Annotated in this window: 22 protein-coding genes, 2 tRNA genes, 3 rRNA genes and 1 other annotated feature; of the genes, 13 read left to right on the forward strand and 14 right to left on the reverse strand. The window is 53.3% G+C overall.

The annotated features are described in order from the left end of the window. Positions 1-7: 7 nt before the first annotated feature. The 9 genes from AB1748_RS15940 to rluD form a co-directional block, all read right to left on the reverse strand. Positions 8-1,297, reverse strand: coding sequence for an MFS family transporter (locus AB1748_RS15940; RefSeq protein ID WP_111142178.1), 1,290 nt, complete (start codon positions 1,295-1,297; stop codon positions 8-10). Between the two features lie 275 nt (positions 1,298-1,572). After that, positions 1,573-1,688, reverse strand: a 5S ribosomal RNA gene (gene rrf / locus AB1748_RS15945). A gap of 89 nt (positions 1,689-1,777) precedes the next feature. After that, positions 1,778-4,683 (reverse strand): 23S ribosomal RNA (locus AB1748_RS15950). A gap of 208 nt (positions 4,684-4,891) precedes the next feature. Continuing rightward, positions 4,892-4,967 (reverse strand) — tRNA-Ala (locus AB1748_RS15955). Between the two features lie 138 nt (positions 4,968-5,105). Further along, positions 5,106-5,182: transfer RNA gene (locus AB1748_RS15960), tRNA-Ile, on the reverse strand. Between the two features lie 73 nt (positions 5,183-5,255). Continuing rightward, positions 5,256-6,797 (reverse strand): 16S ribosomal RNA (locus AB1748_RS15965). The 16S, 23S and 5S rRNA genes sit together here with 2 tRNA genes alongside, the layout of an rRNA operon. 475 nt (positions 6,798-7,272) lie before the next feature. Then, a complete protein-coding gene (gene clpB, locus AB1748_RS15970) occupies positions 7,273-9,858 on the reverse strand; it encodes an ATP-dependent chaperone ClpB (protein ID WP_367395739.1) in 2,586 nt (861 codons plus the stop codon). A 113-nt stretch (positions 9,859-9,971) separates the two neighbouring features. After that, a complete protein-coding gene (gene yfiH / locus AB1748_RS15975; RefSeq protein WP_367395740.1) occupies positions 9,972-10,700 on the reverse strand; it encodes a purine nucleoside phosphorylase YfiH in 729 nt (242 codons plus the stop codon). Continuing rightward, positions 10,700-11,677, reverse strand: a complete 978-nt coding sequence (rluD, locus tag AB1748_RS15980) for a 23S rRNA pseudouridine(1911/1915/1917) synthase RluD (RefSeq protein ID WP_111141460.1) — start codon at positions 11,675-11,677, stop codon at positions 10,700-10,702. The genes yfiH and rluD overlap by 1 nt, the downstream gene beginning before the upstream one ends. A 129-nt stretch (positions 11,678-11,806) precedes the next feature. Between rluD and bamD the strand changes: the two genes are divergently transcribed. The 4 genes from bamD (at position 11,807) to pheA (ending at position 14,554) form a co-directional block, all read left to right on the forward strand. Beyond that, entirely contained in the window at positions 11,807-12,538 is a 732-nt protein-coding gene (gene bamD / locus AB1748_RS15985) for an outer membrane protein assembly factor BamD (protein WP_111141459.1), read from the forward strand. Between the two features lie 281 nt (positions 12,539-12,819). Continuing rightward, positions 12,820-13,155 (forward strand): ribosome-associated translation inhibitor RaiA, encoded by a 336-nt coding sequence (gene raiA / locus AB1748_RS15990; protein WP_111141458.1) that lies wholly within the window; start codon positions 12,820-12,822, stop codon positions 13,153-13,155. Between the two features lie 88 nt (positions 13,156-13,243). Continuing rightward, positions 13,244-13,368: a sequence feature (Phe leader region), on the forward strand. Continuing rightward, the gene (gene pheL, locus AB1748_RS15995; RefSeq protein ID WP_193555295.1) at positions 13,245-13,292 is read left to right on the forward strand and encodes a pheA operon leader peptide PheL; all 48 of its coding nucleotides are present in this window, start codon (positions 13,245-13,247) and stop codon (positions 13,290-13,292) included. (Overlaps the previous feature by 48 nt.) 22 nt (positions 13,369-13,390) lie before the next feature. Continuing rightward, the gene (pheA, locus tag AB1748_RS16000) at positions 13,391-14,554 is read left to right on the forward strand and encodes a bifunctional chorismate mutase/prephenate dehydratase (protein WP_367395741.1); all 1,164 of its coding nucleotides are present in this window, start codon (positions 13,391-13,393) and stop codon (positions 14,552-14,554) included. A 41-nt stretch (positions 14,555-14,595) separates the two neighbouring features. On the opposite strand, the gene tyrA is transcribed toward pheA, so the two are convergent. Both tyrA and AB1748_RS16010 read right to left on the reverse strand, forming a co-directional pair. Further along, complete coding sequence (tyrA, locus tag AB1748_RS16005) at positions 14,596-15,717, reverse strand: bifunctional chorismate mutase/prephenate dehydrogenase (RefSeq protein WP_367395742.1); 1,122 nt, start codon at positions 15,715-15,717, stop codon at positions 14,596-14,598. A gap of 5 nt (positions 15,718-15,722) precedes the next feature. After that, the gene (locus AB1748_RS16010; protein WP_367395743.1) at positions 15,723-16,802 is read right to left on the reverse strand and encodes a 3-deoxy-7-phosphoheptulonate synthase; all 1,080 of its coding nucleotides are present in this window, start codon (positions 16,800-16,802) and stop codon (positions 15,723-15,725) included. A 289-nt stretch (positions 16,803-17,091) separates the two neighbouring features. On the opposite strand from AB1748_RS16010, the gene AB1748_RS16015 reads away from it, so the two are divergent. Next, positions 17,092-17,628, forward strand: coding sequence for a GNAT family N-acetyltransferase (locus AB1748_RS16015; protein WP_293770313.1), 537 nt, complete (start codon positions 17,092-17,094; stop codon positions 17,626-17,628). 211 nt (positions 17,629-17,839) lie between these two features. Here the strand turns inward: AB1748_RS16015 and AB1748_RS16020 are convergent, their stop codons facing one another. The 3 genes from AB1748_RS16020 to AB1748_RS16030 form a co-directional block, all read right to left on the reverse strand. Then, a complete protein-coding gene (locus AB1748_RS16020) occupies positions 17,840-18,421 on the reverse strand; it encodes a DUF2441 domain-containing protein (protein ID WP_367395744.1) in 582 nt (193 codons plus the stop codon). A gap of 8 nt (positions 18,422-18,429) precedes the next feature. After that, on the reverse strand, positions 18,430-19,452 hold the full coding sequence (locus tag AB1748_RS16025; protein ID WP_367395745.1) for a tyrosine-type recombinase/integrase: 1,023 nt from the start codon (positions 19,450-19,452) through the stop codon (positions 18,430-18,432). Between the two features lie 257 nt (positions 19,453-19,709). Then, complete coding sequence (locus AB1748_RS16030; protein ID WP_367395746.1) at positions 19,710-20,561, reverse strand: phage repressor protein CI; 852 nt, start codon at positions 20,559-20,561, stop codon at positions 19,710-19,712. A 122-nt stretch (positions 20,562-20,683) separates the two neighbouring features. Here AB1748_RS16030 and AB1748_RS16035 point away from each other — a divergent pair, with 122 nt between their 5' ends. The 8 genes from AB1748_RS16035 (at position 20,684) to AB1748_RS16070 (ending at position 25,637) form a co-directional block, all read left to right on the forward strand. Next, entirely contained in the window at positions 20,684-20,908 is a 225-nt protein-coding gene (locus tag AB1748_RS16035; RefSeq protein ID WP_045139711.1) for a hypothetical protein, read from the forward strand. A 35-nt stretch (positions 20,909-20,943) separates the two neighbouring features. Beyond that, the gene (locus AB1748_RS16040) at positions 20,944-21,453 is read left to right on the forward strand and encodes a phage regulatory CII family protein (protein ID WP_367395747.1); all 510 of its coding nucleotides are present in this window, start codon (positions 20,944-20,946) and stop codon (positions 21,451-21,453) included. 3 nt (positions 21,454-21,456) lie between these two features. Beyond that, positions 21,457-21,645 carry a phage filamentation protein Fil family protein gene (locus tag AB1748_RS16045; protein ID WP_367395748.1) on the forward strand — a complete coding sequence of 63 codons (189 nt, stop codon included), beginning with the start codon at positions 21,457-21,459 and terminating at the stop codon, positions 21,643-21,645. After that, complete coding sequence (locus AB1748_RS16050; protein WP_367395749.1) at positions 21,609-21,947, forward strand: DUF5347 family protein; 339 nt, start codon at positions 21,609-21,611, stop codon at positions 21,945-21,947. The genes AB1748_RS16045 and AB1748_RS16050 overlap by 37 nt, the downstream gene beginning before the upstream one ends. A gap of 69 nt (positions 21,948-22,016) precedes the next feature. Beyond that, positions 22,017-22,244: a DUF2732 family protein gene (locus AB1748_RS16055; protein WP_009086816.1), complete on the forward strand. Its 228-nt coding sequence runs from the start codon at positions 22,017-22,019 to the stop codon at positions 22,242-22,244. Next, positions 22,244-22,471 (forward strand): TraR/DksA family transcriptional regulator, encoded by a 228-nt coding sequence (locus AB1748_RS16060; protein WP_009086818.1) that lies wholly within the window; start codon positions 22,244-22,246, stop codon positions 22,469-22,471. The genes AB1748_RS16055 and AB1748_RS16060 overlap by 1 nt, the downstream gene beginning before the upstream one ends. Continuing rightward, positions 22,468-23,268 (forward strand): DNA adenine methylase, encoded by an 801-nt coding sequence (locus AB1748_RS16065; protein WP_367395750.1) that lies wholly within the window; start codon positions 22,468-22,470, stop codon positions 23,266-23,268. The genes AB1748_RS16060 and AB1748_RS16065 overlap by 4 nt, the downstream gene beginning before the upstream one ends. Further along, positions 23,268-25,637, forward strand: a complete 2,370-nt coding sequence (locus AB1748_RS16070; RefSeq protein ID WP_367395751.1) for a replication endonuclease — start codon at positions 23,268-23,270, stop codon at positions 25,635-25,637. The genes AB1748_RS16065 and AB1748_RS16070 overlap by 1 nt, the downstream gene beginning before the upstream one ends. Positions 25,638-25,825 lie beyond the last annotated feature (188 nt).

The raw sequence follows: 25,825 nt of genomic DNA on the forward strand, positions 1-25,825 counted from the left end.
AGGCGTATCAGAGTTTAATGCCCTTGCCGCGCCTGTGCAGCAACAGCGACACCAGGAACGCGACCGCGCCCATCGCGGAAACATACCAGAAGAAGGTCGTCTCAATCCCCTGCTGCTTCATTAGCAGTGCCACATACTCCGCCGATCCTCCGAAAATCGCATTCGCTACCGCATAAGAGAGTCCCACGCCCAACGCGCGCACCTGGGGCGGAAACATTTCGGCTTTCAGAATGCCGCTGATGGCGGTGTAGAAGCTGGTGATCAGCAGGGCCAGCATGATCAGCAGAAACGCGACGCCGGGACTCTGCACGCTTTGCAGCAGGGTCAGAATCGGCACCGTACAGATGGCCGCGCCCGCACCAAAAATCATCATTGAGGTGCGACGACCGATTTTATCTGACAGCGCACCGATAAGCGGCTGAATCAGCATAAAGACCAGCAGCGCACCGGTCATCAGGCCGCTGGCCGTTTTGGGATCCATACCCGAGGTGTTCACCAGATACTTCTGCATATAAGTGGTAAAGGTATAGAAGCTCAGAGAGCCGCCCGCGGTGAAACCCAGCACCATCAGGAAAGGTCGGGTATGGTTGCGCAGTAAGCCGATGACGCTGCCGGCATCGCGATGCTCGCGGCTGCTCTTGTCTGATGTCTCCTCCAGTGAGCGGCGTAACCAGAGTGCGACAACGGCGAGCAGCGCGCCAAGGAAGAACGGAATACGCCAGCCCCAGCTTCGCAGCTCAGCATCCGTAAGCAGGAACTGCAGCACCACGACCGTCAGGACCGCCGCCAGCTGCCCGCCAATCAGCGTGACATACTGAAAGGAGGCGTAAAACCCTTTGCGACCTTCGAGTGCCACTTCGCTCATGTAGGTTGCGCTGGTGCCATATTCCCCACCGACTGACAAGCCCTGAAACATGCGTGCCAGCAGCAGAATGACGGGAGCCGCGACTCCGATGGTGGCATAACCGGGTAAGCAGGCGATCACCAGTGAACCAAAACACATCATACAGACCGAAACCAGCATCGAATTTTTCCGGCCATGCTTATCGCCGATATAGCCGAACAGCCAGCCACCAATCGGACGCATTAAAAACCCGGCAGCAAATACACCGGCCGTCTGTAGCAGCTGCGTTGTCGTGTCGCCCTGGGGAAAGAAGATGTGCGCGAAATAGAGTGAGAAGAATGAGTAGACGTAGAAGTCAAACCACTCGACCAGGTTGCCTGATGAGGCACCGACGATCGCCCAGATCCGTTTCTTTGCATCATCCGGCTGAATATTATTGTTTGTGGGTGTCATGCTTTACCTCTGCTCCTTGCTGATCAACAGCGTATAAAGGGTGAGTAAAGCATTTAAGTCTACTGAAGGTAAAGGCGACCTATTCTGAGATTGTTATTGTGAGCTGCATCGCTAATTATCGGGAAATCAGCGGGTTGCTGCGGTTTTTTGCAGATGTCCGGCGGGATGCAGTGAGCAGATAGCAGGCTTATTGATGAGAATTTCAGCACAAAGTAGCAGATTAAGGACGTAAAAAAGCCCCGCACTCGCGTGCGGGGCTTCTTCACTTGTACAATGCCTGGCAGTTCCCTACTCTCGCATGGGGAGGCCCCACACTACCATCGGCGCTACGGCGTTTCACTTCTGAGTTCGGCATGGGGTCAGGTGGGACCACCGCGCTAAAGCCGCCAGGCAGATTCTGTCTTCCGCGCCGCCACAGGGCCGCGCAGATTATCCGGTTCAGGCTGAAAATCGTCTCTCAAAAAACGCCTCTGGCGTTGTAAGGTTAAGCCTCACGGGTCATTAGTACCGGTTAGCTCAACGCATCGCTGCGCTTACACACCCGGCCTATCAACGTCGTCGTCTTCAACGTCCCTTCAGGACCCTCAAGGGGTCAGGGAGAACTCATCTCGGGGCAAGTTTCGTGCTTAGATGCTTTCAGCACTTATCTTTTCCGCACTTAGCTACCGGGCAGTGCCATTGGCATGACAACCCGAACACCAGTGGTGCGTTCACTCCGGTCCTCTCGTACTAGGAGCAACCCCCCTCAATTCTCCAGCGCCCACGGCAGATAGGGACCGAACTGTCTCACGACGTTCTAAACCCAGCTCGCGTACCACTTTAAACGGCGAACAGCCGTACCCTTGGGACCTACTTCAGCCCCAGGATGTGATGAGCCGACATCGAGGTGCCAAACACCGCCGTCGATATGAACTCTTGGGCGGTATCAGCCTGTTATCCCCGGAGTACCTTTTATCCGTTGAGCGATGGCCCTTCCATTCAGAACCACCGGATCACTATGACCTGCTTTCGCACCTGCTCGAGCCGTCACTCTCGCAGTCAAGCCAGCTTATGCCATTGCACTAACCTCACGATGTCCGACCGTGATTAGCTGACCTTCGTGCTCCTCCGTTACTCTTTAGGAGGAGACCGCCCCAGTCAAACTACCCACCAGACACTGTCCGCACCCCGGATCACGGGGCCACGTTAGAACATCAAACATTAAAGGGTGGTATTTCAAGGATGGCTCCACGCAGACTGGCGTCCGCGCTTCAAAGCCTCCCACCTATCCTACACATCAAGGCTCAATGTTCAGTGTCAAGCTGTAGTAAAGGTTCACGGGGTCTTTCCGTCTTGCCGCGGGTACACTGCATCTTCACAGCGAGTTCAATTTCACTGAGTCTCGGGTGGAGACAGCCTGGCCATCATTACGCCATTCGTGCAGGTCGGAACTTACCCGACAAGGAATTTCGCTACCTTAGGACCGTTATAGTTACGGCCGCCGTTTACCGGGGCTTCGATCAAGAGCTTCTCCTTACGGATAACCCCATCAATTAACCTTCCGGCACCGGGCAGGCGTCACACCGTATACGTCCACTTTCGTGTTTGCACAGTGCTGTGTTTTTAATAAACAGTTGCAGCCAGCTGGTATCTTCGACTGGCTTCAGCTCCGGGAGCAAGTCCCTTCACCTACGCGCCAGCGTGCCTTCTCCCGAAGTTACGGCACCATTTTGCCTAGTTCCTTCACCCGAGTTCTCTCAAGCGCCTTGGTATTCTCTACCTGACCACCTGTGTCGGTTTGGGGTACGATTCTGTGTTACCTGATGCTTAGAGGCTTTTCCTGGAAGCAGGGCATTTATCACTTCAGCACCGTAGTGCCTCGTCGTCACGCCTCAGTGTAAAGTGAACCGGATTTGCCTGGAACACACACCTACACGCTTAAACCGGGACAACCGTCGCCCGGCTGATATAGCCTTCTCCGTCCCCCCTTCGCAGTAACACCGAGTACAGGAATATTAACCTGTTTCCCATCGACTACGCCTTTCGGCCTCGCCTTAGGGGTCGACTCACCCTGCTCCGATTAACGTTGAACAGGAACCCTTGGTCTTCCGGCGAGCGGGCTTTTCACCCGCTTTATCGTTACTTATGTCAGCATTCGCACTTCTGATACCTCCAGCATGCCTCACAGCACACCTTCGACGGCTTACAGAACGCTCCCCTACCCAACAGCGCATACGCGCCGCTGCCGCAGCTTCGGTGCATGGTTTAGCCCCGTTACATCTTCCGCGCAGGCCGACTCGACCAGTGAGCTATTACGCTTTCTTTAAATGATGGCTGCTTCTAAGCCAACATCCTGGCTGTCTGTGCCTTCCCACATCGTTTCCCACTTAACCATGACTTTGGGACCTTAGCTGGCGGTCTGGGTTGTTTCCCTCTTCACGACGGACGTTAGCACCCGCCGTGTGTCTCCCGTGATAACATTCTCCGGTATTCGCAGTTTGCATCGGGTTGGTAAGCCGGGATGGCCCCCTAGCCGAAACAGTGCTCTACCCCCGGAGATGAGTTCACGAGGCGCTACCTAAATAGCTTTCGGGGAGAACCAGCTATCTCCCGGTTTGATTGGCCTTTCACCCCCAGCCACAGGTCATCCGCTAATTTTTCAACATTAGTCGGTTCGGTCCTCCAGTTAGTGTTACCCAACCTTCAACCTGCCCATGGCTAGATCACCGGGTTTCGGGTCTATACCCTGCAACTTAACGCCCAGTTAAGACTCGGTTTCCCTGCGGCTCCCCTATACGGTTAACCTTGCTACAGAATATAAGTCGCTGACCCATTATACAAAAGGTACGCAGTCACCCCATTAAAGAGGCTCCCACTGCTTGTACGTACACGGTTTCAGGTTCTGTTTCACTCCCCTCGCCGGGGTTCTTTTCGCCTTTCCCTCACGGTACTGGTTCACTATCGGTCAGTCAGGAGTATTTAGCCTTGGAGGATGGTCCCCCCATATTCAGACAGGATACCACGTGTCCCGCCTTACTCATCGAGCTCACAGTCTGTGTGTTTTTGTGTACGGGAGTATCACCCTGTACCCTGCGACTTTCCAGACGCTTCCACTAACACACAAACTGATTCAGGCTCTGGGCTGCTCCCCGTTCGCTCGCCGCTACTGGGGGAATCTCGGTTGATTTCTTTTCCTCGGGGTACTTAGATGTTTCAGTTCCCCCGGTTCGCCTTGCAGCACTATGTATTCATGCTGCAATGATGCACTGAGTGCACCGGGTTTCCCCATTCGGACATCGACGGCTGTAGCGGTTCATATCACCTTACCGTCGCTTTACGCAGATTAGCACGTCCTTCATCGCCTCTGACTGCCTGGGCATCCACCGTGTACGCTTGGTCGCTTAACCTCACAACCCACAGGCGTTTTTCAACGCTGCAGACTGCAAGCATTTGAGAGACCCGACCGTATCGCTTTGCCATCCCTTATTACGGAGGGATGACGCGCTACGTCGTTTCAATTTTCAGCTTGTTCCGGATTGTTAAAGAGCATAATACTTCACAGCACACCGTCGCCGGTACGCTCTGAGGTATTCAGAAAAAACAGTTAAAACGGTATGGTGGAGCTAAGCGGGATCGAACCGCTGACCTCCTGCGTGCAAGGCAGGCGCTCTCCCAGCTGAGCTATAGCCCCATACAGTTACTGCAGAGACCACTACGTCCAACCGAGTACACTTCGTGAGAAATGCAATTCGTGCTCAGGCAAGGCATGTCTTCGCGAAGCATAGTGAACTATGCGAGCCGGAGACATAACGCAGCGTGAGTGCGAATTTGGTAGGCCTGAGTGGACTTGAACCACCGACCTCACCCTTATCAGGGGTGCGCTCTAACCACCTGAGCTACAAGCCTGTAGAGGTTTTTTCTGCTCGTTACTTTTTATCAGACAATCTGTGTGAGCACTGCGCGGAGAGGTATCTTAAGGTAAGGAGGTGATCCAACCGCAGGTTCCCCTACGGTTACCTTGTTACGACTTCACCCCAGTCATGAATCACAAAGTGGTAAGCGCCCTCCCGAAGGTTAAGCTACCTACTTCTTTTGCAACCCACTCCCATGGTGTGACGGGCGGTGTGTACAAGGCCCGGGAACGTATTCACCGTGGCATTCTGATCCACGATTACTAGCGATTCCGACTTCACGGAGTCGAGTTGCAGACTCCGATCCGGACTACGACGCACTTTGTGAGGTCCGCTTGCTCTCGCGAGGTCGCTTCTCTTTGTATGCGCCATTGTAGCACGTGTGTAGCCCTACTCGTAAGGGCCATGATGACTTGACGTCATCCCCACCTTCCTCCGGTTTATCACCGGCAGTCTCCTTTGAGTTCCCGACCGAATCGCTGGCAACAAAGGATAAGGGTTGCGCTCGTTGCGGGACTTAACCCAACATTTCACAACACGAGCTGACGACAGCCATGCAGCACCTGTCTCAGCGTTCCCGAAGGCACCAATCCATCTCTGGAAAGTTCGCTGGATGTCAAGAGTAGGTAAGGTTCTTCGCGTTGCATCGAATTAAACCACATGCTCCACCGCTTGTGCGGGCCCCCGTCAATTCATTTGAGTTTTAACCTTGCGGCCGTACTCCCCAGGCGGTCGACTTAACGCGTTAGCTCCGGAAGCCACTCCTCAAGGGAACAACCTCCAAGTCGACATCGTTTACGGCGTGGACTACCAGGGTATCTAATCCTGTTTGCTCCCCACGCTTTCGCACCTGAGCGTCAGTCTTCGTCCAGGGGGCCGCCTTCGCCACCGGTATTCCTCCAGATCTCTACGCATTTCACCGCTACACCTGGAATTCTACCCCCCTCTACGAGACTCAAGCCTGCCAGTTTCAAATGCAGTTCCCAGGTTAAGCCCGGGGATTTCACATCTGACTTAACAGACCGCCTGCGTGCGCTTTACGCCCAGTAATTCCGATTAACGCTTGCACCCTCCGTATTACCGCGGCTGCTGGCACGGAGTTAGCCGGTGCTTCTTCTGCGGGTAACGTCAATCGGCGCGGTTATTAACCGCACCGCCTTCCTCCCCGCTGAAAGTACTTTACAACCCGAAGGCCTTCTTCATACACGCGGCATGGCTGCATCAGGCTTGCGCCCATTGTGCAATATTCCCCACTGCTGCCTCCCGTAGGAGTCTGGACCGTGTCTCAGTTCCAGTGTGGCTGGTCATCCTCTCAGACCAGCTAGGGATCGTCGCCTAGGTGGGCCATTACCCCGCCTACTAGCTAATCCCATCTGGGTTCATCCGATAGTGAGAGGCCCGAAGGTCCCCCTCTTTGGTCTTGCGACGTTATGCGGTATTAGCCACCGTTTCCAGTGGTTATCCCCCTCTATCGGGCAGATCCCCAGACATTACTCACCCGTCCGCCACTCGTCACCCGAGGAGCAAGCTCCTCTGTGCTACCGTCCGACTTGCATGTGTTAGGCCTGCCGCCAGCGTTCAATCTGAGCCATGATCAAACTCTTCAATTTAAAGTTTGATTTGCTGAAACCAGTTCAGCGATGCTCATCTGTAAAACGTCATAATGAATTTCATTATGTGTTCACTCGTGAGGCTTTGATATTTTTTTGCGTCTAAAGACGCTGATATCAATCCTGCGAGTGCCCACACAGATTGTCTGATAAATTGTTAAAGAGCAGTGCGAACAGTGCGTTAGCGTCCTGTCGCGAGGTGGCGTATATTACGCTTTCCTCCTTCAGAGTCAACCTCTTTTTTTCAGAAGCTTTCTCCGGCGGCGCAGTCTCCTGTGCCTTTCAATCCGTTTCCCGTTGCCGGTGTGCCGTGTTGATGGAGGCGCATTATAGGGAACGGTTCAGATAGCGCAAGCGTAAACTACAACTTTTTTACCAACCGTTCACTTTGCACCCAATAAGCGGCAAAAGTAAGCAAAAAGCCCACAAAACGCCAAAAAAAACGGGCCAGCGGCCCGTTTTTTGACGCACCCACTTACTGGTGGGCAGTGATCGTGTTGTTTTCCACATCCATTTCGATGGTTTTGCCGGGAACCAGCGTGCCAGCCAGAATCTGCTGCGCCAGCGGGTTCTCGATCTGCTGCTGTATCGCCCGTTTCAGCGGACGCGCACCATACACCGGATCATAACCGTTTTCGGCCAGCAGTCGCAGCGCCTCATCCGAGATATGCAGCTGATAGCCCCGCTCTTCCAGACGCTTGTACAGCCGCTGCAGCTGGATCTGCGCGATAGACGCAATATGTTTCTCAGCCAGCGGATGGAACACCACCACTTCATCAATACGGTTAATGAACTCAGGACGGAAATGCTGTCCGACCACGCCCATGACGATCTCTTTCATTTCCGGGTAACCGAGGTCGCCAAACCGCTCCTGGATCAGATCTGACCCCAGGTTAGAAGTCATGATCACCACGCTGTTGCGGAAATCGACCGTCCGTCCCTGCCCATCGGTCAGACGTCCGTCATCCAGCACCTGCAGCAGAATGTTAAAGACATCCGGATGCGCCTTCTCGACCTCATCCAGCAGGATCACGGAATAGGGCCGGCGACGCACCGCTTCCGTCAGATAGCCACCCTCTTCATAGCCCACATATCCCGGAGGGGCACCCACCAGCCGTGACACCGAGTGTTTTTCCATAAACTCGGACATGTCGATACGTACCATCGCATCGTCACTGTCGAACAGGAAGTTCGCCAGCGATTTGCACAGCTCGGTTTTACCGACCCCGGTCGGACCCAGGAACAGGAATGAACCGATGGGCCGGTTAGGATCGGACAGACCGGCGCGACTGCGGCGGATGGCATTCGAAACCGCTTCCACCGCCTCATCCTGTCCGATGACCCGGCCATGCAGATCCTGCTCCATGCGCAGCAGCTTATCGCGCTCCCCTTCCATCATTCGTGCCACAGGAATACCGGTCCAGCGCGCCAGCACATCGGCGATTTCCACATCCGTTACGCGGTTGCGCAGTAACTTCATGGTTTTGCCTTCCGCCTGGGTCGCGGCTGCTAACTGTTTTTCCAGTTCCGGGATCCTGCCGTACTGCAGCTCCGACATCTGAGCGAGATCGCCCTGACGACGGGCCTGCTCTAAATTCAGACGCGCCTGCTCCAGTTCAGCCTTGATGTTCTGGGTACCGGAGAGTGAAGCTTTCTCTGTCTTCCACTCATCTTCCAGCTCGGCATATTCACGCTCTTTCTGGCTGAGCTCCGTCTCCAGCATTTCAAGACGTTTAATGCTGGCATCGTCCGCCTCTTTCTTCAGCGCCTGCTGCTCCAGCTTCAGCTGAATGATGCGACGCTCCAGTCGATCCAGAGATTCGGGCTTCGAGTCCATCTGCATACGAATGCTGGAGGCAGCCTCATCGATCAGGTCAATCGCTTTATCGGGCAACTGACGATCGGCGATGTAACGATGAGAAAGCGTGGCCGCCGCGACAATCGCCGGGTCGGTGATCTGCACATGATGATGCAGTTCGTAACGCTCTTTCAGGCCGCGCAAAATGGCGATGGTATCTTCCACGCTCGGCTCGGCCACAAAGACCTTCTGGAAACGGCGCTCCAGCGCGGCATCTTTTTCGATGTACTGGCGGTATTCATCGAGTGTGGTCGCACCGACACAGTGGAGTTCACCCCGGGCCAGCGCAGGCTTAAGCATGTTGCCCGCGTCCATTGCGCCGTCGGCTTTACCGGCACCCACCATAGTATGCAGTTCGTCGATAAACAGAATGACGTTGCCTTCCTGTTTTGACAGGTCGCTCAGCACGCCTTTCAGACGCTCTTCGAATTCGCCGCGATATTTCGCCCCGGCCACCAGCGCCCCCATATCCAGCGCCAGTACCCGACGGCCCTTCAGCCCTTCAGGCACTTCGCCGTTAATGATGCGCTGCGCCAGTCCTTCAACAATCGCGGTTTTACCTACACCCGGTTCACCAATCAGCACCGGGTTATTTTTTGTCCGGCGCTGCAGCACCTGGATGGTGCGGCGAATCTCTTCGTCACGGCCTATCACCGGATCGAGTTTGCCTTTCTCTGCCCGCTCGGTGAGATCGATAGTGTATTTCTTCAAAGCCTGGCGCTGATCTTCAGCCCCCTGATCGTTCACGTTGTCCCCTCCCCGCATCTGCTCAATCGCACTGGTGATTTTTTCGCGCGTGGCACCCGCTGCTTTGAGCAGGTCGGCCAGTGAGCCGCGTGATTCCAGGGCAGCCAGAACAAATAATTCGGATGAAATAAAGTTATCGTTGCGCTTCTGCGCCAGTTTGTCGCACAGGTTCAGTACCCGCACGAGGTCAGATGAGGGCTGCACATCCGCTTCGCTGCCTTCTACCTGTGGCAGACGATCGATAGCCTGCTCGACCTGAGCGCCAAATGGCGCGACGTTAATACCCGCCGAGATCAGTAAAGGTGAAACGGATCCGCCCTCCTGTCTGAGCAGTGCGCTCATCAGGTGCAGAGGTTCAATGAATTGATTATCGTGTCCCAGAGCCAGGGACTGCGCGTCGGCGAGGGCCAGCTGAAATTTGTTGGTAAGACGATCCAGACGCATAATTCCTCCCATTACAGGTCAAAATGCTACTGGAGATTAGATGAGGTCATCCCTCAAATTTTCAAGGTTAATGACCTGAGATTTGAGTAAAAAATGCGCTAACTGGACCGTCTTATGGCGTAAGGTTATAACAGCCAGATCAAAGTTGCCATACGTCCGGTTATCCCATCGCGACGGAAGGAGAAGAAATCGTCACGCTGCGTATAGGTACAACGGGGGTCGGCACTGATGGAGTGTACACCCGCAGCCTGTAACCGCATCCGGGCCAGCATCCAGATATCGGCATAAAAGCGATCGCCCGCCGGACGAAAAGCCGCGCCGGCGTGTGCGTCCTGCGCAACAAACGCCTGCCGCACCTCGGCACCGACCTCAAACGCATCGGGCCCGATGGCCGGTCCAAGCCAGGCATGAATCTGCCCGGGCGGTGAACGAAACTGTGCCAGTGTATTTTCCAGCACGCCCGCGCAGAGTCCGCGCCAGCCTGCATGTGCCGCCGCCACTTCGTGCCCGTCCTGCGAGCAGAACAGCACCGGCAGGCAGTCAGCGGTCATGATGGCACAGACAGTGCCGGGCTGGTCGGTGATACAGGCATCCGCACGCAGTGGCGCACTTCCCCCTGCCGTCAACCGCACAACATCGGTGCCGTGAACCTGATCCAGCCACTGCGGCATGGCGGGCAACCCCGCGTCTGTCACCAGACGCTGTCGGTTCTGCGCCACCGCCTCGGGATTATCTCCAACGTGCCCGCCGAGATTCAGTGCGTGCCAGGGCGGGACGCTCGCCCCTCCCTGGCGCTGTGTTGAGCAGGCCCGGACACGGCGTGGCGCGGGCCATTGCGGCGTGATCAGCTCCATCACCAGTCCATCTGGTCCTTAAACTCTTCGGTATCCGCTTTCAGGGCCGCAATGAGATCGACCATATCCTGCGGAAGCGCGGCGTGAAACTCCATTTCGATCCCGCTGATAGGATGATAGAGACGCAGCATGGTGGCATGCAGCGCCTGGCGATCGAATCCACGCAGCGCGCTGATAAAAGCTTCTGACGCGCCTTTTGGCGGACGCGGACGGCCACCGTACAGCGGATCGCCCACCAGCGGATGGCTGATGTGCGACATGTGCACGCGGATCTGGTGCGTACGGCCGGTCTCCAGACGCAGACGCAGACGGGTATGTGCGCGGAAGTGCTCCATAATGCGGTAGTGCGTCACCGCCGGTTTGCCCATCGGATGGACCGCCATATGGGTGCGTTTGGTGGAGTGACGGCTAATCGGCTGCTCTACCGTACCGCCTGCGGTCATCGTGCCAATCGCGACCGCCTCATATTCACGGGTGATTTCGCGGCGCTGCAGTGAGTCCACCAGATGGGTCTGAGCGGGAACGGTTTTCGCCACCACCATCAGCCCGGTAGTATCTTTATCCAGACGGTGTACGATGCCCGCGCGCGGCACATCCCTGATCGCAGGATAGTGATGCAGTAAGGCGTTCAACACCGTGCCATCCGGATTACCGGCGCCAGGGTGCACCACGAAGTCACGCGGTTTGTTGATGACGATGATATCTTCATCTTCGTAAACGATGTCGAGTGGCAGGTTCTGCGGTTCCCAGCGCTGTTCCTCCTCGATCTCAGCGTCAATCGCGACCAGCTCGCCGCCCAACACTTTTTCTTTCGGTGTCTCTACCATCACACCGTTTACCGTCACGCGACGATCGAGGATCCACTCTTTTATGCGAGAACGTGAATAATCAGGGAACAATTCCGCCAAAGTCTGATCTAAGCGTTGTCCGAGTTGTGATTCGGATACCGTTGCGGTGAGTTGAACTTGTTGTGCCATATACAGCTTCTTCGTTAACGTTGGGTTTTCACGGCGATGCCGTTTAATATAATGTGCTATCGTACCTGGTCATTACCGGGAGCTATACGGACAGCTTCCGCCATAACATTTGAGGATAATCACTTCGTCATGACGCGTATGAAACATCTGGTGGCTGCTGCCACACTGAGCCTGGCACTTGTTGGTTGTTCCGGCTCAAATGACGCGGTACCGGACAGCCCGCCTTCTGAAATCTATGCCACAGCGCAGCAAAAGCTGCAGGACGGTAACTTTAAAGCTGCGATTAAGCAACTGGAAGCGCTGGATAATCGTTATCCGTTCGGTCCTTATGCGCAGCAGGTTCAGCTGGATTTAATCTACGCGTACTATAAAAATGCCGATCTGCCCCTGGCGCAGGCTGCCATTGCCCGCTTTATGCGTCTGAATCCAACGCATCCGAACATTGACTATGTCATCTATATGAAAGGTCTGACGGATATGGCGCTGGATGACTCCGCGCTGCAGGGCTTCTTTGGTATTGACCGTTCTGACCGGGATCCGACGCACGCCCGTGACGCTTTCCGCGACTTCGCCCAGCTGCTGCGGAATTACCCGAACAGCCAGTATGCGGCCGATGCGCAAAAACGTCTGGTCTACCTGAAAGATCGCCTGGCCAAATATGAGCTCTCAGTGGCGCAATTCTATACTAAGCGTGAGGCCTATGTCGCGGTTGTTAACCGTGTTGAAGGGATGATGCGCGATTATCCGGATACGCAGGCCACTCATGACGCCCTGCCGCTGATGGAAAATGCCTACCGCAATCTGCAGCTGAACGCTGAAGCCGACAAAGTGGCGAAAATCATCGCCGCGAATAACAGCTGATAGCCCGACCGGGTTTCAGACACAAAAAAAAGCAGCCTGCGATGGCTGCTTTTTTTGCTCACAGAACAGTCAGATTTGGATCTAATCGCTGCGTGTCAACTCATCAAGCATGCCCTGTTAATCGCTTCGCTTCAAGCCATTTCAGCCCGTTTCTCTGCCTTTCTCGCAGAATGATTCTGTTGACAAAAAGTGACATTTTTACGTGACCGGAATCTCACATTTACCGTTTTTTCGCGCTATGCTGAAAGGACCAAGACGGAAATGACAGAGAGGTAAGCATAATGATTCTGAACATTACCAGTAAACAAATGGAGATCACCCCGGCAATCCGAAGCCATGTTGAAGACCGTCTCGCCAAGCTGGAAAAATGGCAAACCGACCTGATTAATCCGCATATCGTCCTGTCCAAAGAGCCCAAAGAATTCGTGGCCGACGCCACTATAAACACACCAAACGGGACCCTTGTCGCCAGTGCCAAGCACGATGATATGTATACCGCCATCAACGATTTGATCGCGAAGCTCGAACGTCAGCTGAATAAGGTTCAGCACAAGTCTGAAGCGCGCCGTGCCAGTGCCAGCGTAAAAGACATCATACCCGCTGGCGAAGAGTCCTGATTTTGCTAACGCGCCTCCGGGCGCGTTTTTTATTGACAGCTTTTGAGCAGTACGGTTACTCTCAGTCCACTCTCTCTTCGGACGTTATAATGAAACCTGACCTGTTTTTCTTCGCTTTCTTTTTTACCTTCCCCTGAACGGGAGGCCATTCGTCGTGTGAGAATGAAAGCGAAGACGAACAACGAAGCCTCCCAACCGGGAGGCTTTTTTATTGGATAGCATACAGGTGAGCCCTATGAATCCCGACAATCCATTGCTGGCGCTACGCGATAAAATCAGCGCAGTGGATAAAAAACTTCTGACGCTGCTGGCCGAGCGTCGTCTGCTGGCCGTGGAAGTGGCACAAGCGAAGCTGGCGACGCATCGCCCGATTCGGGATGTGGAGCGTGAACGCGCGCTGCTGGAAAATCTGATCGTGCTGGGAAAAGCACACAAGCTGGATGCCCACTATATTACCCGCCTCTTTCAGCTGGTGATTGAAGATTCCGTCCTGACTCAGCAGGCGCTGCTGCAAAAAAACCTCAACCATCCGCATGCGCATGCCGCCCGTATCGCCTTCCTGGGCCCGAAAGGGTCCTATTCCCATCTTGCCGCCCGTAACTACGCCTCGCGCCATTTTGACAGCATGGTGGAGTCGGGCTGCCTGAAGTTTCATGACATCATCAAACAGGTCGAAAACGGCATCGCTGACTACGCGGTGATGCCGATTGAGAACACCAGCTCCGGTTCGATCAACGACGTGTATGATTTGCTGCAACAGACCAGTCTCTCTATCGTGGGCGAGCTGACCCTCCCTATCGATCACTGCGTGCTGGTAAACGGCCCGACCGACTTACAGCAGATCGAGACCGTCTACAGCCACCCTCAGCCTTTCCAGCAGTGCAGCCAGTTTATTAACCGCTTCCCGCACTGGAAAATCGAATACACCGAGAGCACGGCGGCTGCGATGGAGAAGGTGGCGGCGCTTAACTCCCCCACCGTCGCGGCGCTGGGCAGTGAAGCCGGAGGCGAGCTGTATCAGCTGCAGGTGCTGGAGCGCAATCTGGCTAATCAGCAGCAGAACCATACCCGCTTTATCGTGCTGGCGCGTAAAGCGATCGAGGTCTCCGATCAGGTTCCGGCCAAAACCACCCTGATTATGGCAACCGGTCAGCAGGCGGGTGCGCTGGTTGATGCGCTGATGGTGCTGCGCCAGCACAACCTGATTATGAGCAAACTTGAGTCCCGCCCGATCAATGGCAATCCGTGGGAAGAGATGTTTTACATTGATGTGCAGGGTAATCTGCAATCGGAACGGATGCAGCAGGCGCTTCAGGAACTGAAAACCATGACCCGCTCACTGAAGGTGCTGGGCTGCTATCCCAGCGAGAATGTGGTGCCGGTGGAACCGGGCGAATAAAAAAAGAAAAGGCATCCGCAGGGATGCCTTTTTCAGTTCAGTCAGGGACGGCTGTCATTCGCCGAGCGTAGCAGGCTCCGGCTTTCCACCAGGAAGCGTTTTGCGTGATCGCCAAACCACTCTTCTACCCGGTTAAAGCTGGCAATAAAGGCCTGCTTGTCGCCCTGCTCCAGTAAGGCAATCGCTTCACCAAACCGCTGATAGTAACGTTTTATCAGCGCCAGGTTACTCTCTGATGACATGATGATGTCCGCATAGAGCTGCGGGTCCTGAGCGAACAGCCGCCCGACCATCGCCAGCTCCAGCCGGTAGATTGGCGAGGAGAGCGCCAGCAGCTGATCCAGGTTGACGTTCTCTTCCGCCAGATGCAGACCATAAGCGAAAGTAGCAAAGTGACGCAGCGCCTGAATAAACGCCATGTTCTGGTCATGCTCTACCGCGCTGATGCGATGCAGACGTGCGCCCCAGACCTGAATCTGCTCCAGGAACCACTGATACGCTTCCGGCTGGCGGCCATCACACCAGACCACCACCTGTTTAGCCAGGCTGCCGCTGTCCGGACCAAACATCGGATGCAGACCCAGTACCGGGCCGCTATGCGCCGCCAGCATCGCCTGCAGAGGCCGGTTCTTAACCGACGCCAGATCGACCAGAATACAGTCTTCAGGCAGAGGCGGCAGCTGAGCGATAACCTGCTCAGTCAGATGGATCGGTACGCTGATAATCACCATGCCGGCATCACTGAGCAGCGCATCGGCCTGCGCCCAGTCCTCTTTATCCAGCGTTTTGACCCTGTAGCCTGAGAGTCCGAGCATTTTTTCAAACAGTCTGCCCATCTGACCCTTGCCGCCGACGATCACCACCGGACGCAGTTCAGGACACAGGGTTTTGAAGCCTTTGTCATTCTCGCTGGTATAGGATTCGCGCATCACGCGGCGCAGCACATCCTCGATCAGATCCGGTGGCACACCCAGTGCTTCCGCCTCTTTCCGGCGGGAAGCCAGCATGGAGGCTTCGCGCTCCGGCACGTAGATGGGCAGACCGTAGCGGCTTTTGACCTCGCCGACTTCGGCCACCAGCTCCAGTCGTTTTGCCAGCAGTTCCAGCAGCGCTTTATCCACACTGTCAATTTGATCGCGTAACGCGGTCAGTTCAGCCACCATTACTCTTACACCTCTTGTGACAGACGCGCCGACAGCACTCCCTGCAGATCCTGATGCATTCCACGCAGCAGCGTTTCAGTCACTTCCCAGTTGATGCAGGCATCGGTGACGGAAACGCCATATTTCATTTCGCTGCGTGGCTGCTCAGAAGACTGGTTACCTTCATTGATGTGGCTTTCCAGCATCAGACCAATGATTGACCGGTTCCCATCTTTAATCTGCGCAATAGCGGATTCCGCTACGCCAGGCTGACGGCTGTAGTCTTTATTCGAATTACCGTGGCTGCAATCTATCATTAAGGCCGGACGCAGTCCCGCCCTGAGCATCTCTTTTTCACACTGTGCGACATCTTCCGGACCGTAGTTGGGCGCTTTACCACCGCGCAGGATGACGTGACCATCCGGATTGCCCTGGGTCTGCAACAGACAGACCTGACCGGCCTGATTGATGCCGACAAAGCGGTGCGGCATTGCGGCGGCACGCATCGCGTTAATCGCGGTGCCCAGACTGCCATCGGTACCATTCTTAAAGCCTACCGGCATCGACAGGCCCGACGCCATCTCACGGTGTGTCTGTGATTCTGTAGTACGGGCGCCAATCGCAGACCAGCTGAACAGATCACCCAGATATTGCGGGCTGTTGGGATCCAGCGCTTCGGTCGCCAGCGGCAGGCCCATTTCCACCAGGTTGACCAGCAGCTGGCGCGCAATGTGCAGACCCGCTTCCATATCGAACGAGTTATCCATGTAAGGATCGTTGATCAGTCCTTTCCAGCCGACGGTGGTGCGCGGTTTTTCGAAGTAGACGCGCATCACGATATAGAGCTGATCTTTGAGCTGTACGGAGAGACTCTGCAGACGACGCGCATAATCCAGTGCCACTTCCGTGTCGTGAATGGAGCAGGGTCCGCATACCACCAGCAGACGCGGATCACGCCCGGCGATGATGTCAGAGATTGTCTGGCGCGAAGCCGCAATCTGATCCTGCTGTTCAGCGGTCAGTGGAAATTTCGCTTTCAGCTCTTCAGGCGTGATTAAGACCTGTTCACCGGCGATATGCACATTGTTCAGCGCGTCTTTTTGCATGATGGCGATCCTTTGGCTCGTATTGGCAGTCGTGGACTCCTCGTTGAGGAATGCAGACACTGTATCACATTAGATACAGCGCGCAAGATAAGGTGTACATATTTATTACCATTGCTATGCTCAAGCCTGATTAAATATTAATTAATCATTATTAAACATGTAATTATATAAAAATTCATTTACTCCTCTGCCAGCAATGTAGTAAACATAAGTTTACACAGCAAGCCATTGGTGTTTCTGTTGGTTGCAGGCAGAATAAAGATATTCATTCCTGAACCGGGTCAATGACATGCTCCCTTCCCCGCTGGATCCTCATCTGCGTCCGTTCCTGTTAGAAGATGTTCCCGCCTTTACGACTGCGGTTAACGCCTCACTCGACAGCCTGATCCCCTGGATGGCCTGGGCGCATCATGACTATCAGCCTCATGAGGCGGAAAGCTGGATACGCTTTACCCACTGGCAACGCCTGCGGGAAGAAGCGGAAGAGTTTGCGATTGTCGACCAGCATGACCAGCTGCTGGGCGGCGCGGGGATACGCTTTGCCCGTCACCCGGGCGACACCAGCGCCATCGGCTACTGGGTGCGCAGTGACGCCCAGCGTCAGGGGATCGCCAGCCGCGCAGTCGCCACATTGCTGCCGCTGGGTTTTTCACGTCCGGAAACGCGGGTGATCGAGATTCTGGCGGCAGAGGAGAATCTGGCCAGCCGGGGTGTGGCGGAGAAGTGTGGAGGCCAGTTTATTGGCTGTCGCTATGGTCTGATCGTGTTAAAAGATGGGCCGGTGAATACCGCGATTTATCATTTTCAGCGTCCGGAGGCCGGATAGCTGCTGCCATCTGGCTGACACCTGCACATAAAAAAGGGGCTGGCATCACGCCAACCCCTTGTTTGCTATTAACTTTTAGATGTCGCGTTAGCGATACCTTAGTTAAGACGCTTTTTCACGACACCATTGATACATATGCATTTTATATATAAAACAGTTAGTTAGTTCTATATCTGGTGCAACCAAATGCGAGCACGTTCATGCTGGGTAGTCAATTTGTGGACACGATCTTTATGACTTTTGCTCTCCCTTGAATCAAAACTTCTCCTCTTCCTTCAGCGGTCCCAGACCAATAGACTTTTGCCAGTTCTTCTAATTTTTCATCATTCTCATGGAACCCATCAAAGAATAGCGGACCGTCATTGGTTTTAAACACCGTAGCATCAGAAAATGGCTCAATTATTAGCAGAGAATAAGCTTTTTTTGATTCGTTTACCCAATTAATCCAAGTTGAGGGCGGAATGCTCATATCAAAGGCGTATGTGCATGTGCTGCGAGAGGGTAAGCTTTCAAAATGTTCTGCACGAATTCGCTCAAAAACTAATTCTCTGTGAAGCTCTTTAGACATTTTCCTCAATTGTCCTATAGCTATACTTCTTTGTCTGTCATTAAACGATGGATTCATCAGAACAGAATGTAGAGGTATATTATTTGTACCACTTAAAATATACGCACAAAGATCGATCATGTTTTTGTAATAATTGTTATATCCAGACAAATCAATTATATCGCCAACTTTCCATTCAGCGTTTTTTCCATTATGGACATTCAGGTGATAATAGCAATTACTCATAATTTGCCTTAAGGAAGTTTACTGAGAGGGTTCAAATTTACAGCTTCTTCTAAATGCTCAGGGGCAAAGTGAGCATACTTCATGGTTTCACGGATGTTAGCGTGACCGAGTATTCTTTGCAGCACCAGAATATTGCCACCATTCATCATGAAATGGCTAGCAAAAGTGTGTCGAAGAACATGGGTTTTCTGGCCTTCTATAAGCTGAATCGTGGTGTTGGCCAGCATTTTTTTGAAGTCCTGATAGCATGGTTTGAACATCCTACCCTGCCGTTCCTTCAGTTCATCATACAGCCACTGCGGGATCGGCACAGTTCGGTTTTTCCCACCTTTTGTTTTAAAAAATGACAGCTTGTTAGGTGACAGCTGTGAACGGGTCAGTGTTTCCGCTTCGGTCCAACGCGCACCTGTAGCCAGGCAAACTTTGCATATCATCTTTAAATCTGGCTTTCCGTAAAGCTCGCACCCATCCAAAAGCTCGGTGATCTGCTTTAAGGTAAGCCAGGACATTTCCTTTTCGTCTTCCCGGAATGTCCGAACGCCTTCAAGTGGGTTAGGTAAAGACCATTCCCCTAGTCTCTTAAGCTCATTGAAAACAGCGGCGAGATAGTTTTGCTCTCTGTTAACCGTTATGGGTTTTACTTTCCATTTAGAAGGGTCGTCGTGATAGCCGTTGGAAATCTCGCCCTTAAGACGGCGATCACGATAATGCGCCCAATCTTTTGCCGTCAGCTGAGAAGCTATCGGGTCCCCTAACCCGGCACACACTATATCTAGTTTTGCCTTTCGAGATTTAACGGCCTTAAGTGATTGCCCGTGCAAAGAGTCCCAGAGTTTAATTAATTCGCTTAGCTTCCTACGATCTTCCTTTTCCTTTATCCACGGTTTATTTTCAGCCTCAGCGCGTGTGAAATCTTCAAAAGCTACCGCTTCCCCTTTTGTTGTAAAGCTTTTCCTGATGCGTCTACTGCCACGTCCATCTAAATAAAAATCAGCAAGCCATTCGCCAGATGAAAGTTTTTTAATGGACATTTTATCTAACCAGTGTTTTTTTGTATTCAGAAATATTATTGATTAGGATGATAACGCACATAGCCGCTAATAAATATGAAACCCAAGTTAGCGTAAAAAAACTGAAAAGCATAATTGTGCCTAAAGCAGCACCACCAAGGCATAGACTTATGAAAGCCTTGGAACCTACGATGCTTTTGGTTTTGCAATTGTAGTGAGCTGAACCAATGCCGCTCACTATCGCTATTATTAATAAAATAAATTCAGCCATAGTTTACCTATAAACATTTAGATATAGTCAGCATGACAAACCCTATAGGGGTTACATCAGTATCTAAGCATTCAAATGAAGATGTATTATTGGTAACTTTAATTCTATTACCCGGAAGGCGCGACACGGTATAAATATCTTTATAGCCATCTATATCTAATAACCAATCACCATTTCCAATAGTTTGAGCGCCCCCCTCAACAATCCAAGAAATCGAGCCGCGTTGGATAAATATAGGGTTAGTTAAGTCAAGGCCAAACAGAGAAATATTGAAACTCACATCAGGCTGATTCTCTAATGTGCCTCCGGAGAGTTTTCGCGCGGGTATGGATGGTATCAGCTGATCCGCTAAATCTCTATTAGGTAGTACCTCATCCTCATGGCCAGTAGCTAACCAAGAAAGAGAAACCCCCGTATCAAGTGCGCATGTAATGACAACATCACCTGGAAAATAATCTCTGCGAACCCATGCGCTCATCGTCGCTGAAGGAATATCAAGCAAGTCACCAAGCTGCTTCTGCATAGTAAAGCCATATGCGTGCATTATGCGATCCAACACTGCCCGCCCGCCATTAGCCAGCATAGTGTCGTGAAGTTTCTTCCCTTTAAGAGAGAGATGCTTCACTCCATCTGAACTTACATTTGCAAGTTCACCATTAACCAGCCATCTAAGGCTTACTCCCGTATCCAATGCGCATTGAACGATGTAATCGCCGGGTAAACTCTGGCGAGCTACCCAATTTTGGATAGTAGGTAACGGAATTTTCAAAAGTTCTGCTAGCTCTGGGCGTGAGCTAACCCCATAAGATTTAAGGATTCTCTCCAGTATGGCCTTAACATCGCTGTTGTAATCGGTCATATACCCTTCAAATAATCCAATATGATCTGTTTACACGAATCCATTTGGAATATATCATCCACTTCGTTAGTGAAAATGCACGCCAATGCACCGTAAATACTGCCAACTGGAGATAATCCCCGATGACCAATCAAATTACAATACCTAGCGGCCCCGATCTGATGACTTATGAACAGTTCGCACAGGCTTATGGTTACAGCCTTCGCACTGTGAAGCAGATGGTTGAAGACGGTGATCTGCTTGTTATGCCACGTAAAAAAATTGGCGGTGCTGCACGCATCAACATGGTTGCCTTCCGCGCGCGTTTGCTCGCTCAAGGTGTCAACTGCCGCTACGTCGCTGCGTAACAACTTAATTATTTAAGTTGAGCAAAGGAATGACCATGTTTGATTTCAAGACTTCCACCCATAACCACTACGAAGACGCCTGCCGCAAGTTTGCGCTGTCTCACAACATGCGGGAGCTGGCCCAGCAAGCAGGCATGAAAGTGCAGACGCTTCGCAACAAGCTGAATCCTGATCAGGTGCATCAGTTGACCGTTCCAGAAGTGCTGCTGCTTACTGATCTGACTGAGGACGCGACTCTGATGGATGGGATGCTGGCTCAGTTGCACTGCCTGCCATGTGTTCCTGTCAATGAACATGCCGCTGAAAAATTTCCGGCTTACGTGCTCAATGCCTCCGCTCAGGTGGGAACGCTTGCTGCCAGTGCTGCTAATCACGCCAGCATTACCACCTCATGCCGTCGCGGGATCGTTGAAGCAGCTAATACCGGCATTCGCTGCATGATGCTGGCGGCTCTCACCGTCCAGACTCGCGTTCAATCAAACCCTGCGCTGTCAGGTACTGCCGATGTGTTAAGCGGTATCGGTGCATCAATCGGGATGGTATGAGACATGGCATTTTCAGTGGCCCCGCTTCTGAAGCGGCAAAGCCCGTCCCACGCATACGGCCACGGCTGGATTGCGGCAGATAAGGGCAGGCGCTGGCACCCGGCAATTTCACAGGCCAAACTGCTGGCAGGATTAACCGGTAAGAGGAAAGAATCATGGCTTACAAGGCTGAAAGTATCACTGTTCAGATGAACGCGGGGCAGCGTACCAGTGCGCTTAATCACATCTCTGCGCTTCGCACCATGATGCACGGCGATTGCAGCAATGAACTGAAACGCTTTATCGCAGACATGCGTGATAAGCGCGATCACCAGGCAGAACGTAATAGCCGCGCACTGAGCGCGATTTTTTTCCTGGCAAATATCAGCAAAGAACGTCACGGCGTTGATTTTAGTGAACTGACGAGTGACGAAAAAACGGCGCTGATTTGCGCAATGAATCACTTAAAAGCAGTCGTGAGTTTATTTCCAAAGAATCTGACGTTACCTAATTAATTAACCCAAAGAAATTAAATGGCGTAAACCCGCCGGGCATTCTTTTGCCCGAATTCAGGAGAAAGAGAAATGCGAAATATCCAGACCCGTAGTTTTAAAGCTGACGACGACGCGCTTAATGCCCTGCTGAGCAAGGCCAAATCTGAGCAGCGTAGTGATGATGCCATGTCAGTTTCTATCCGCCTGGCCGCGCTGGCGATTCATGCCCGCAAAGAGGAAATGTCTGCGGCGGAAATCATTGAGCTTCTGGACAAAGAAGCAGATCGCTTTGAGAACCAGGCGCAGGAGATGCACTGATGGCTGATTCAATGGACCTGGTACAGCAGCGCGTGCAGGAAGAGCTGGCGCGCAATCTGGCAAACGCGACTCACCGCCCCGCAGGGGCGAGTGAGTTTTTTTGCCTTTCATGTGGTGAAGAGATCCCGGAGCAGCGCCGCCGCGCACTGCCGGGCGTTTCCCTCTGCGTGACCTGTAAACAAATCAGTGAGCTGAAAAGCGCGCATTACAAAGGTGCAGCGTTATGAAAACCATTCTGAAATGGGTTGGCAGCAAGTCCGGCCTGATGCCTGAACTGATTAAGCACCTGCCCGCCGGTGATCGTCTGGTTGAGCCGTTTGCCGGTTCCTGTGCGGTCATGATGAATACGGATTACCCAGCTTATCTGGTGGCCGACGTGAATCCCGATCTGATTAACCTCTATCGCCAGGTTAAAGAACATACGCGCCCGTTTATTGTCGTGGCCTTATCACTCTTTAATCAGAACAAAACGGAAGAGAGTTATTATCAGGTCCGCAAAGATTTTAACTTTAACGCGGCACTGCCATTGCTGGAACGTGCTGCGCAATTCCTCTACCTGAACCGCCACGGCTACCGTGGCCTTTGCCGCTATAACAAGAAAGGCGAATTTAATAATCCTTTCGGCCATTACAAGCAGCCCTATTTCCCGCTGGCCGAAATAGAAGCGTTTGCCCTGAAGGCGCAGCGCGCGACGTTTAAATGCCTGGGCTACAGCGAAACCCTGAACATGGTCCGCGCCGGTGATGTCGTGTACTGCGATCCGCCTTATCACGGTACATTCACCGCTTATCACACTGAAGGATTCAGCGACGACGACCAGCACTCGCTGGCCTGCATTCTGCTGGGTATCTCTGAGCGTAACCCGGTCATCGTTTCAAACAGCGACACCCTGTTTACCCGCAGTATCTTCCGTGAATTTGACCTGACAAAAGTCACTGCTGCCCGCTCTATTGGCGTGGACGCCGGTGAAGGTAAGAGCGCGCCAGAAATCATCGCGGCGCGTCACATGAGTCTGGCGGTGTAATGGCTCAGGTATTCGCATACCCGTGGAATGCCCCAAAAAAGGCAATAAATCCACAGCTGGACCCGGCGGAAGTTGCGCCGGTGTCTGCGCTTTCAAACCTGATCGCTCTCTATGCTGCTGACAACGAGCAGGAGCAGCTGCGCCGTGATGCATTGAGCGATCAGGTTTGGGACCGCTACTTTTTCAACGAATCCCGCGACCCTGTTCAGCGCGAAATTGTGCAGGACAGAATCATCAGCCGGGCAAAGATGGCCCGCGAACAGCAGCAGTTCAATCCTGATCTGGTCATCGTGGCAGATGTCAGCGCCCAGCCTTCACACATCAGCAAGCCTCTCCTGGACCGCATAAAGTTTTTCCACAATCTCGGCAGGCCGCAGGCGTATTCCCGTTACCTGCGCGAAACTATCCGTCCCTGCCTTGAGAGGCTGGCGCGCGTGCGTGAAAGCCAGATATCAACCTCATTCCGGTATATGGCCGGTCATGACGGGCTGGACGGCCTGCTGGCGTTGCCTGAGATGAACCAGAATCAGGTCAAGCGTTTATCAACGCTGGTAGCAGCACACATGAGCATGTGTCTTGATAAAGCCAGCGGCCACCTGTTCGTCAGTGACGACGTGACGCCGGAGCAGGTTCGCCAGGCATGGGAAGCTGTTGCAGCGGAAGCGATGCGCCTGGACGTTATCCCCCCGGCCTTTGAGCAGCTGCGCCGCAAAAAGCGCCGCCGCAAGCCAGTGCCCTATGATCTGATCCCGCCATCGCTGGCCCGTATGCTCTGCGCGGACTGGTGGTATCGCAAGTTATGGCAGCTGCGTTGTGAATGGCGTGAAGAGCAGCTGCGTGCTGTCTGCCTGGTCAACAAAAAAGCGTCCCCCTACGTCAGCTATGAGGCAGTGATCCATAAGCGCGAGCAGCGCCGGAAGTCTCTGGAGTTCTTCCGCTCACATGAGCTGATCAGCGACGAAGGCGATACGCTGGATATGGAAGACGTGGTGAATGCCAGCAACAGCAATCCGGCTCACCGCCGTAATGAAATGATGGCCTGCGTTAAGGGGCTGGAGCTTATCGCAGAGATGCGCGGCGACTGCGCCATGTTTTACACCATCACCTGCCCGTCGCGTTTCCACGCCACCCTGAACAATGGCAGACCGAATCCTAAGTGGACCACGGCCACGGTTCGCCAGAGCAGTGATTATCTGGTTGATACGTTTGCCACCTTCCGCAAGGCCATGCACAAAGCCGGTATGCGCTGGTATGGCGTGCGGGTTGCTGAGCCGCATCATGATGGAACCGTACACTGGCACCTGCTGTGCTTCATGCGCAAAAAAGAGCGCCGTTCAGTCACCGCGCTGCTGCGGAAATTCGCCATTCGTGAAGACCGCGAAGAGCTTGGCAGCAATACCGGGGCGCGCTTTAAGGCTGAGCTGATCAACCCGCGCAAAGGTTCACCGACCAGTTATATCGCCAAATACGTGAGCAAGAATATCGACGGGCGCGGACTGTCGGATGAAATCAGCGCCGAAACCGGCAAGTCACTGCGCGACAGCGCGGAGAACGTGGGCGCATGGGCGTCACTTCATCGTGTTCAGCAGTTCCGCTTCTTTGGCATTCCTGGCCGCCAGGCTTACCGGGAACTACGCCTGCTTGCCGGTCAGGCGCTGAGAAATCAGAGCGATAAAAAAGCCGGTGCGCCGGTGCTTGAAAACGCGCAGCTGGACGCCGTGCTGGCCGCTGCAGATGTGGGCTGCTTTGCCACCTACATCATGAAACAGGGCGGCGTGCTTGTTCCGCGCAAACATCACATTGTCAGAACCGCTTACGAGCTTAACGATGAGCCTACCCCTTACGGCGATCACGGCACCCGCATTTATGGCATCTGGTCCCCGTTAGTGGCGGGCCGCATCTGCACGCACGCAACGAAATGGAAAATGGTCCGTAAGGCCGTTGACGTTCAGGAGGCGACAGCCGACCAGGGCGCTTGCGCCCCTTGGACTCGTGGCAATAACTGTCCCCCTGATGAAAAACTGTACATTTCAGGGGGCAATCCGGTATCTGTTGAACCTATAGAACTAGGTGAAACGCCTCTGTATGTCCCGGCAGACTTCGACAATATGACCAGAAAACAGCGCCGGGATCTGCTCGCGCGTCTTCGGGTGGTTAAGCCGCGCCAGAAGAAGAGTTATAAGCAGGTAATTGGCGATGTTCAGCAGGCTGATCTTGTTGCAGAGCTGAAAACGAGGGGCTTTACCGGTGAAGATACTGAAACAAATCTGCTTCTGTGCGGAGGCAGTCTCAATTCAGGCGCGGGGATGCGCATTTTTTACCAGAACGGACGGCTGCAGGAAGATGATAAATGGAGTCAATGGATCTGAACTAAGAAAGCTGCCATAAGCGAAGCCGTTAGTCAGGAGAAAGCAAGCCTTTATCTAATCAAAATAACAGGTTGGCACCACTAAAAACCTTACATTTCGTTTTCAGATTAGGTCCGATTGAATGAAAAAACATTTCACATTTCGTAACGCATCTAATACTGTATGGTTATACAGTCTTTAGAGTAAAG

It is taken from the genome of Pantoea sp. Ep11b (assembly GCF_040783975.1).
In the GTDB taxonomy this organism is placed as follows: domain Bacteria; phylum Pseudomonadota; class Gammaproteobacteria; order Enterobacterales; family Enterobacteriaceae; genus Pantoea.

Excerpts from the sequence above, each read along its gene's own strand:
- AB1748_RS15940 (WP_111142178.1), bottom strand. The coding sequence starts at position 1,297 with ATGACACCCACAAACAATAATATTCAGCCGGATGATGCAAAGAAACGG.
- clpB (WP_367395739.1), bottom strand. The coding sequence starts at position 9,858 with ATGGGAGGAATTATGCGTCTGGATCGTCTTACCAACAAATTTCAGCTG.
- yfiH (WP_367395740.1), bottom strand. The coding sequence starts at position 10,700 with ATGGAGCTGATCACGCCGCAATGGCCCGCGCCACGCCGTGTCCGGGCC.
- rluD (WP_111141460.1), bottom strand. The coding sequence starts at position 11,677 with ATGGCACAACAAGTTCAACTCACCGCAACGGTATCCGAATCACAACTC.
- bamD (WP_111141459.1), top strand. The coding sequence starts at position 11,807 with ATGACGCGTATGAAACATCTGGTGGCTGCTGCCACACTGAGCCTGGCA.
- raiA (WP_111141458.1), top strand. The coding sequence starts at position 12,820 with ATGATTCTGAACATTACCAGTAAACAAATGGAGATCACCCCGGCAATC.
- pheA (WP_367395741.1), top strand. The coding sequence starts at position 13,391 with ATGAATCCCGACAATCCATTGCTGGCGCTACGCGATAAAATCAGCGCA.
- tyrA (WP_367395742.1), bottom strand. The coding sequence starts at position 15,717 with ATGGTGGCTGAACTGACCGCGTTACGCGATCAAATTGACAGTGTGGAT.
- AB1748_RS16010 (WP_367395743.1), bottom strand. The coding sequence starts at position 16,802 with ATGCAAAAAGACGCGCTGAACAATGTGCATATCGCCGGTGAACAGGTC.
- AB1748_RS16015 (WP_293770313.1), top strand. The coding sequence starts at position 17,092 with ATGCTCCCTTCCCCGCTGGATCCTCATCTGCGTCCGTTCCTGTTAGAA.
- AB1748_RS16020 (WP_367395744.1), bottom strand. The coding sequence starts at position 18,421 with ATGAGTAATTGCTATTATCACCTGAATGTCCATAATGGAAAAAACGCT.
- AB1748_RS16025 (WP_367395745.1), bottom strand. The coding sequence starts at position 19,452 with ATGTCCATTAAAAAACTTTCATCTGGCGAATGGCTTGCTGATTTTTAT.
- AB1748_RS16030 (WP_367395746.1), bottom strand. The coding sequence starts at position 20,561 with ATGACCGATTACAACAGCGATGTTAAGGCCATACTGGAGAGAATCCTT.
- AB1748_RS16035 (WP_045139711.1), top strand. The coding sequence starts at position 20,684 with ATGACCAATCAAATTACAATACCTAGCGGCCCCGATCTGATGACTTAT.
- AB1748_RS16040 (WP_367395747.1), top strand. The coding sequence starts at position 20,944 with ATGTTTGATTTCAAGACTTCCACCCATAACCACTACGAAGACGCCTGC.
- AB1748_RS16045 (WP_367395748.1), top strand. The coding sequence starts at position 21,457 with ATGGCATTTTCAGTGGCCCCGCTTCTGAAGCGGCAAAGCCCGTCCCAC.
- AB1748_RS16050 (WP_367395749.1), top strand. The coding sequence starts at position 21,609 with ATGGCTTACAAGGCTGAAAGTATCACTGTTCAGATGAACGCGGGGCAG.
- AB1748_RS16055 (WP_009086816.1), top strand. The coding sequence starts at position 22,017 with ATGCGAAATATCCAGACCCGTAGTTTTAAAGCTGACGACGACGCGCTT.
- AB1748_RS16060 (WP_009086818.1), top strand. The coding sequence starts at position 22,244 with ATGGCTGATTCAATGGACCTGGTACAGCAGCGCGTGCAGGAAGAGCTG.
- AB1748_RS16065 (WP_367395750.1), top strand. The coding sequence starts at position 22,468 with ATGAAAACCATTCTGAAATGGGTTGGCAGCAAGTCCGGCCTGATGCCT.
- AB1748_RS16070 (WP_367395751.1), top strand. The coding sequence starts at position 23,268 with ATGGCTCAGGTATTCGCATACCCGTGGAATGCCCCAAAAAAGGCAATA.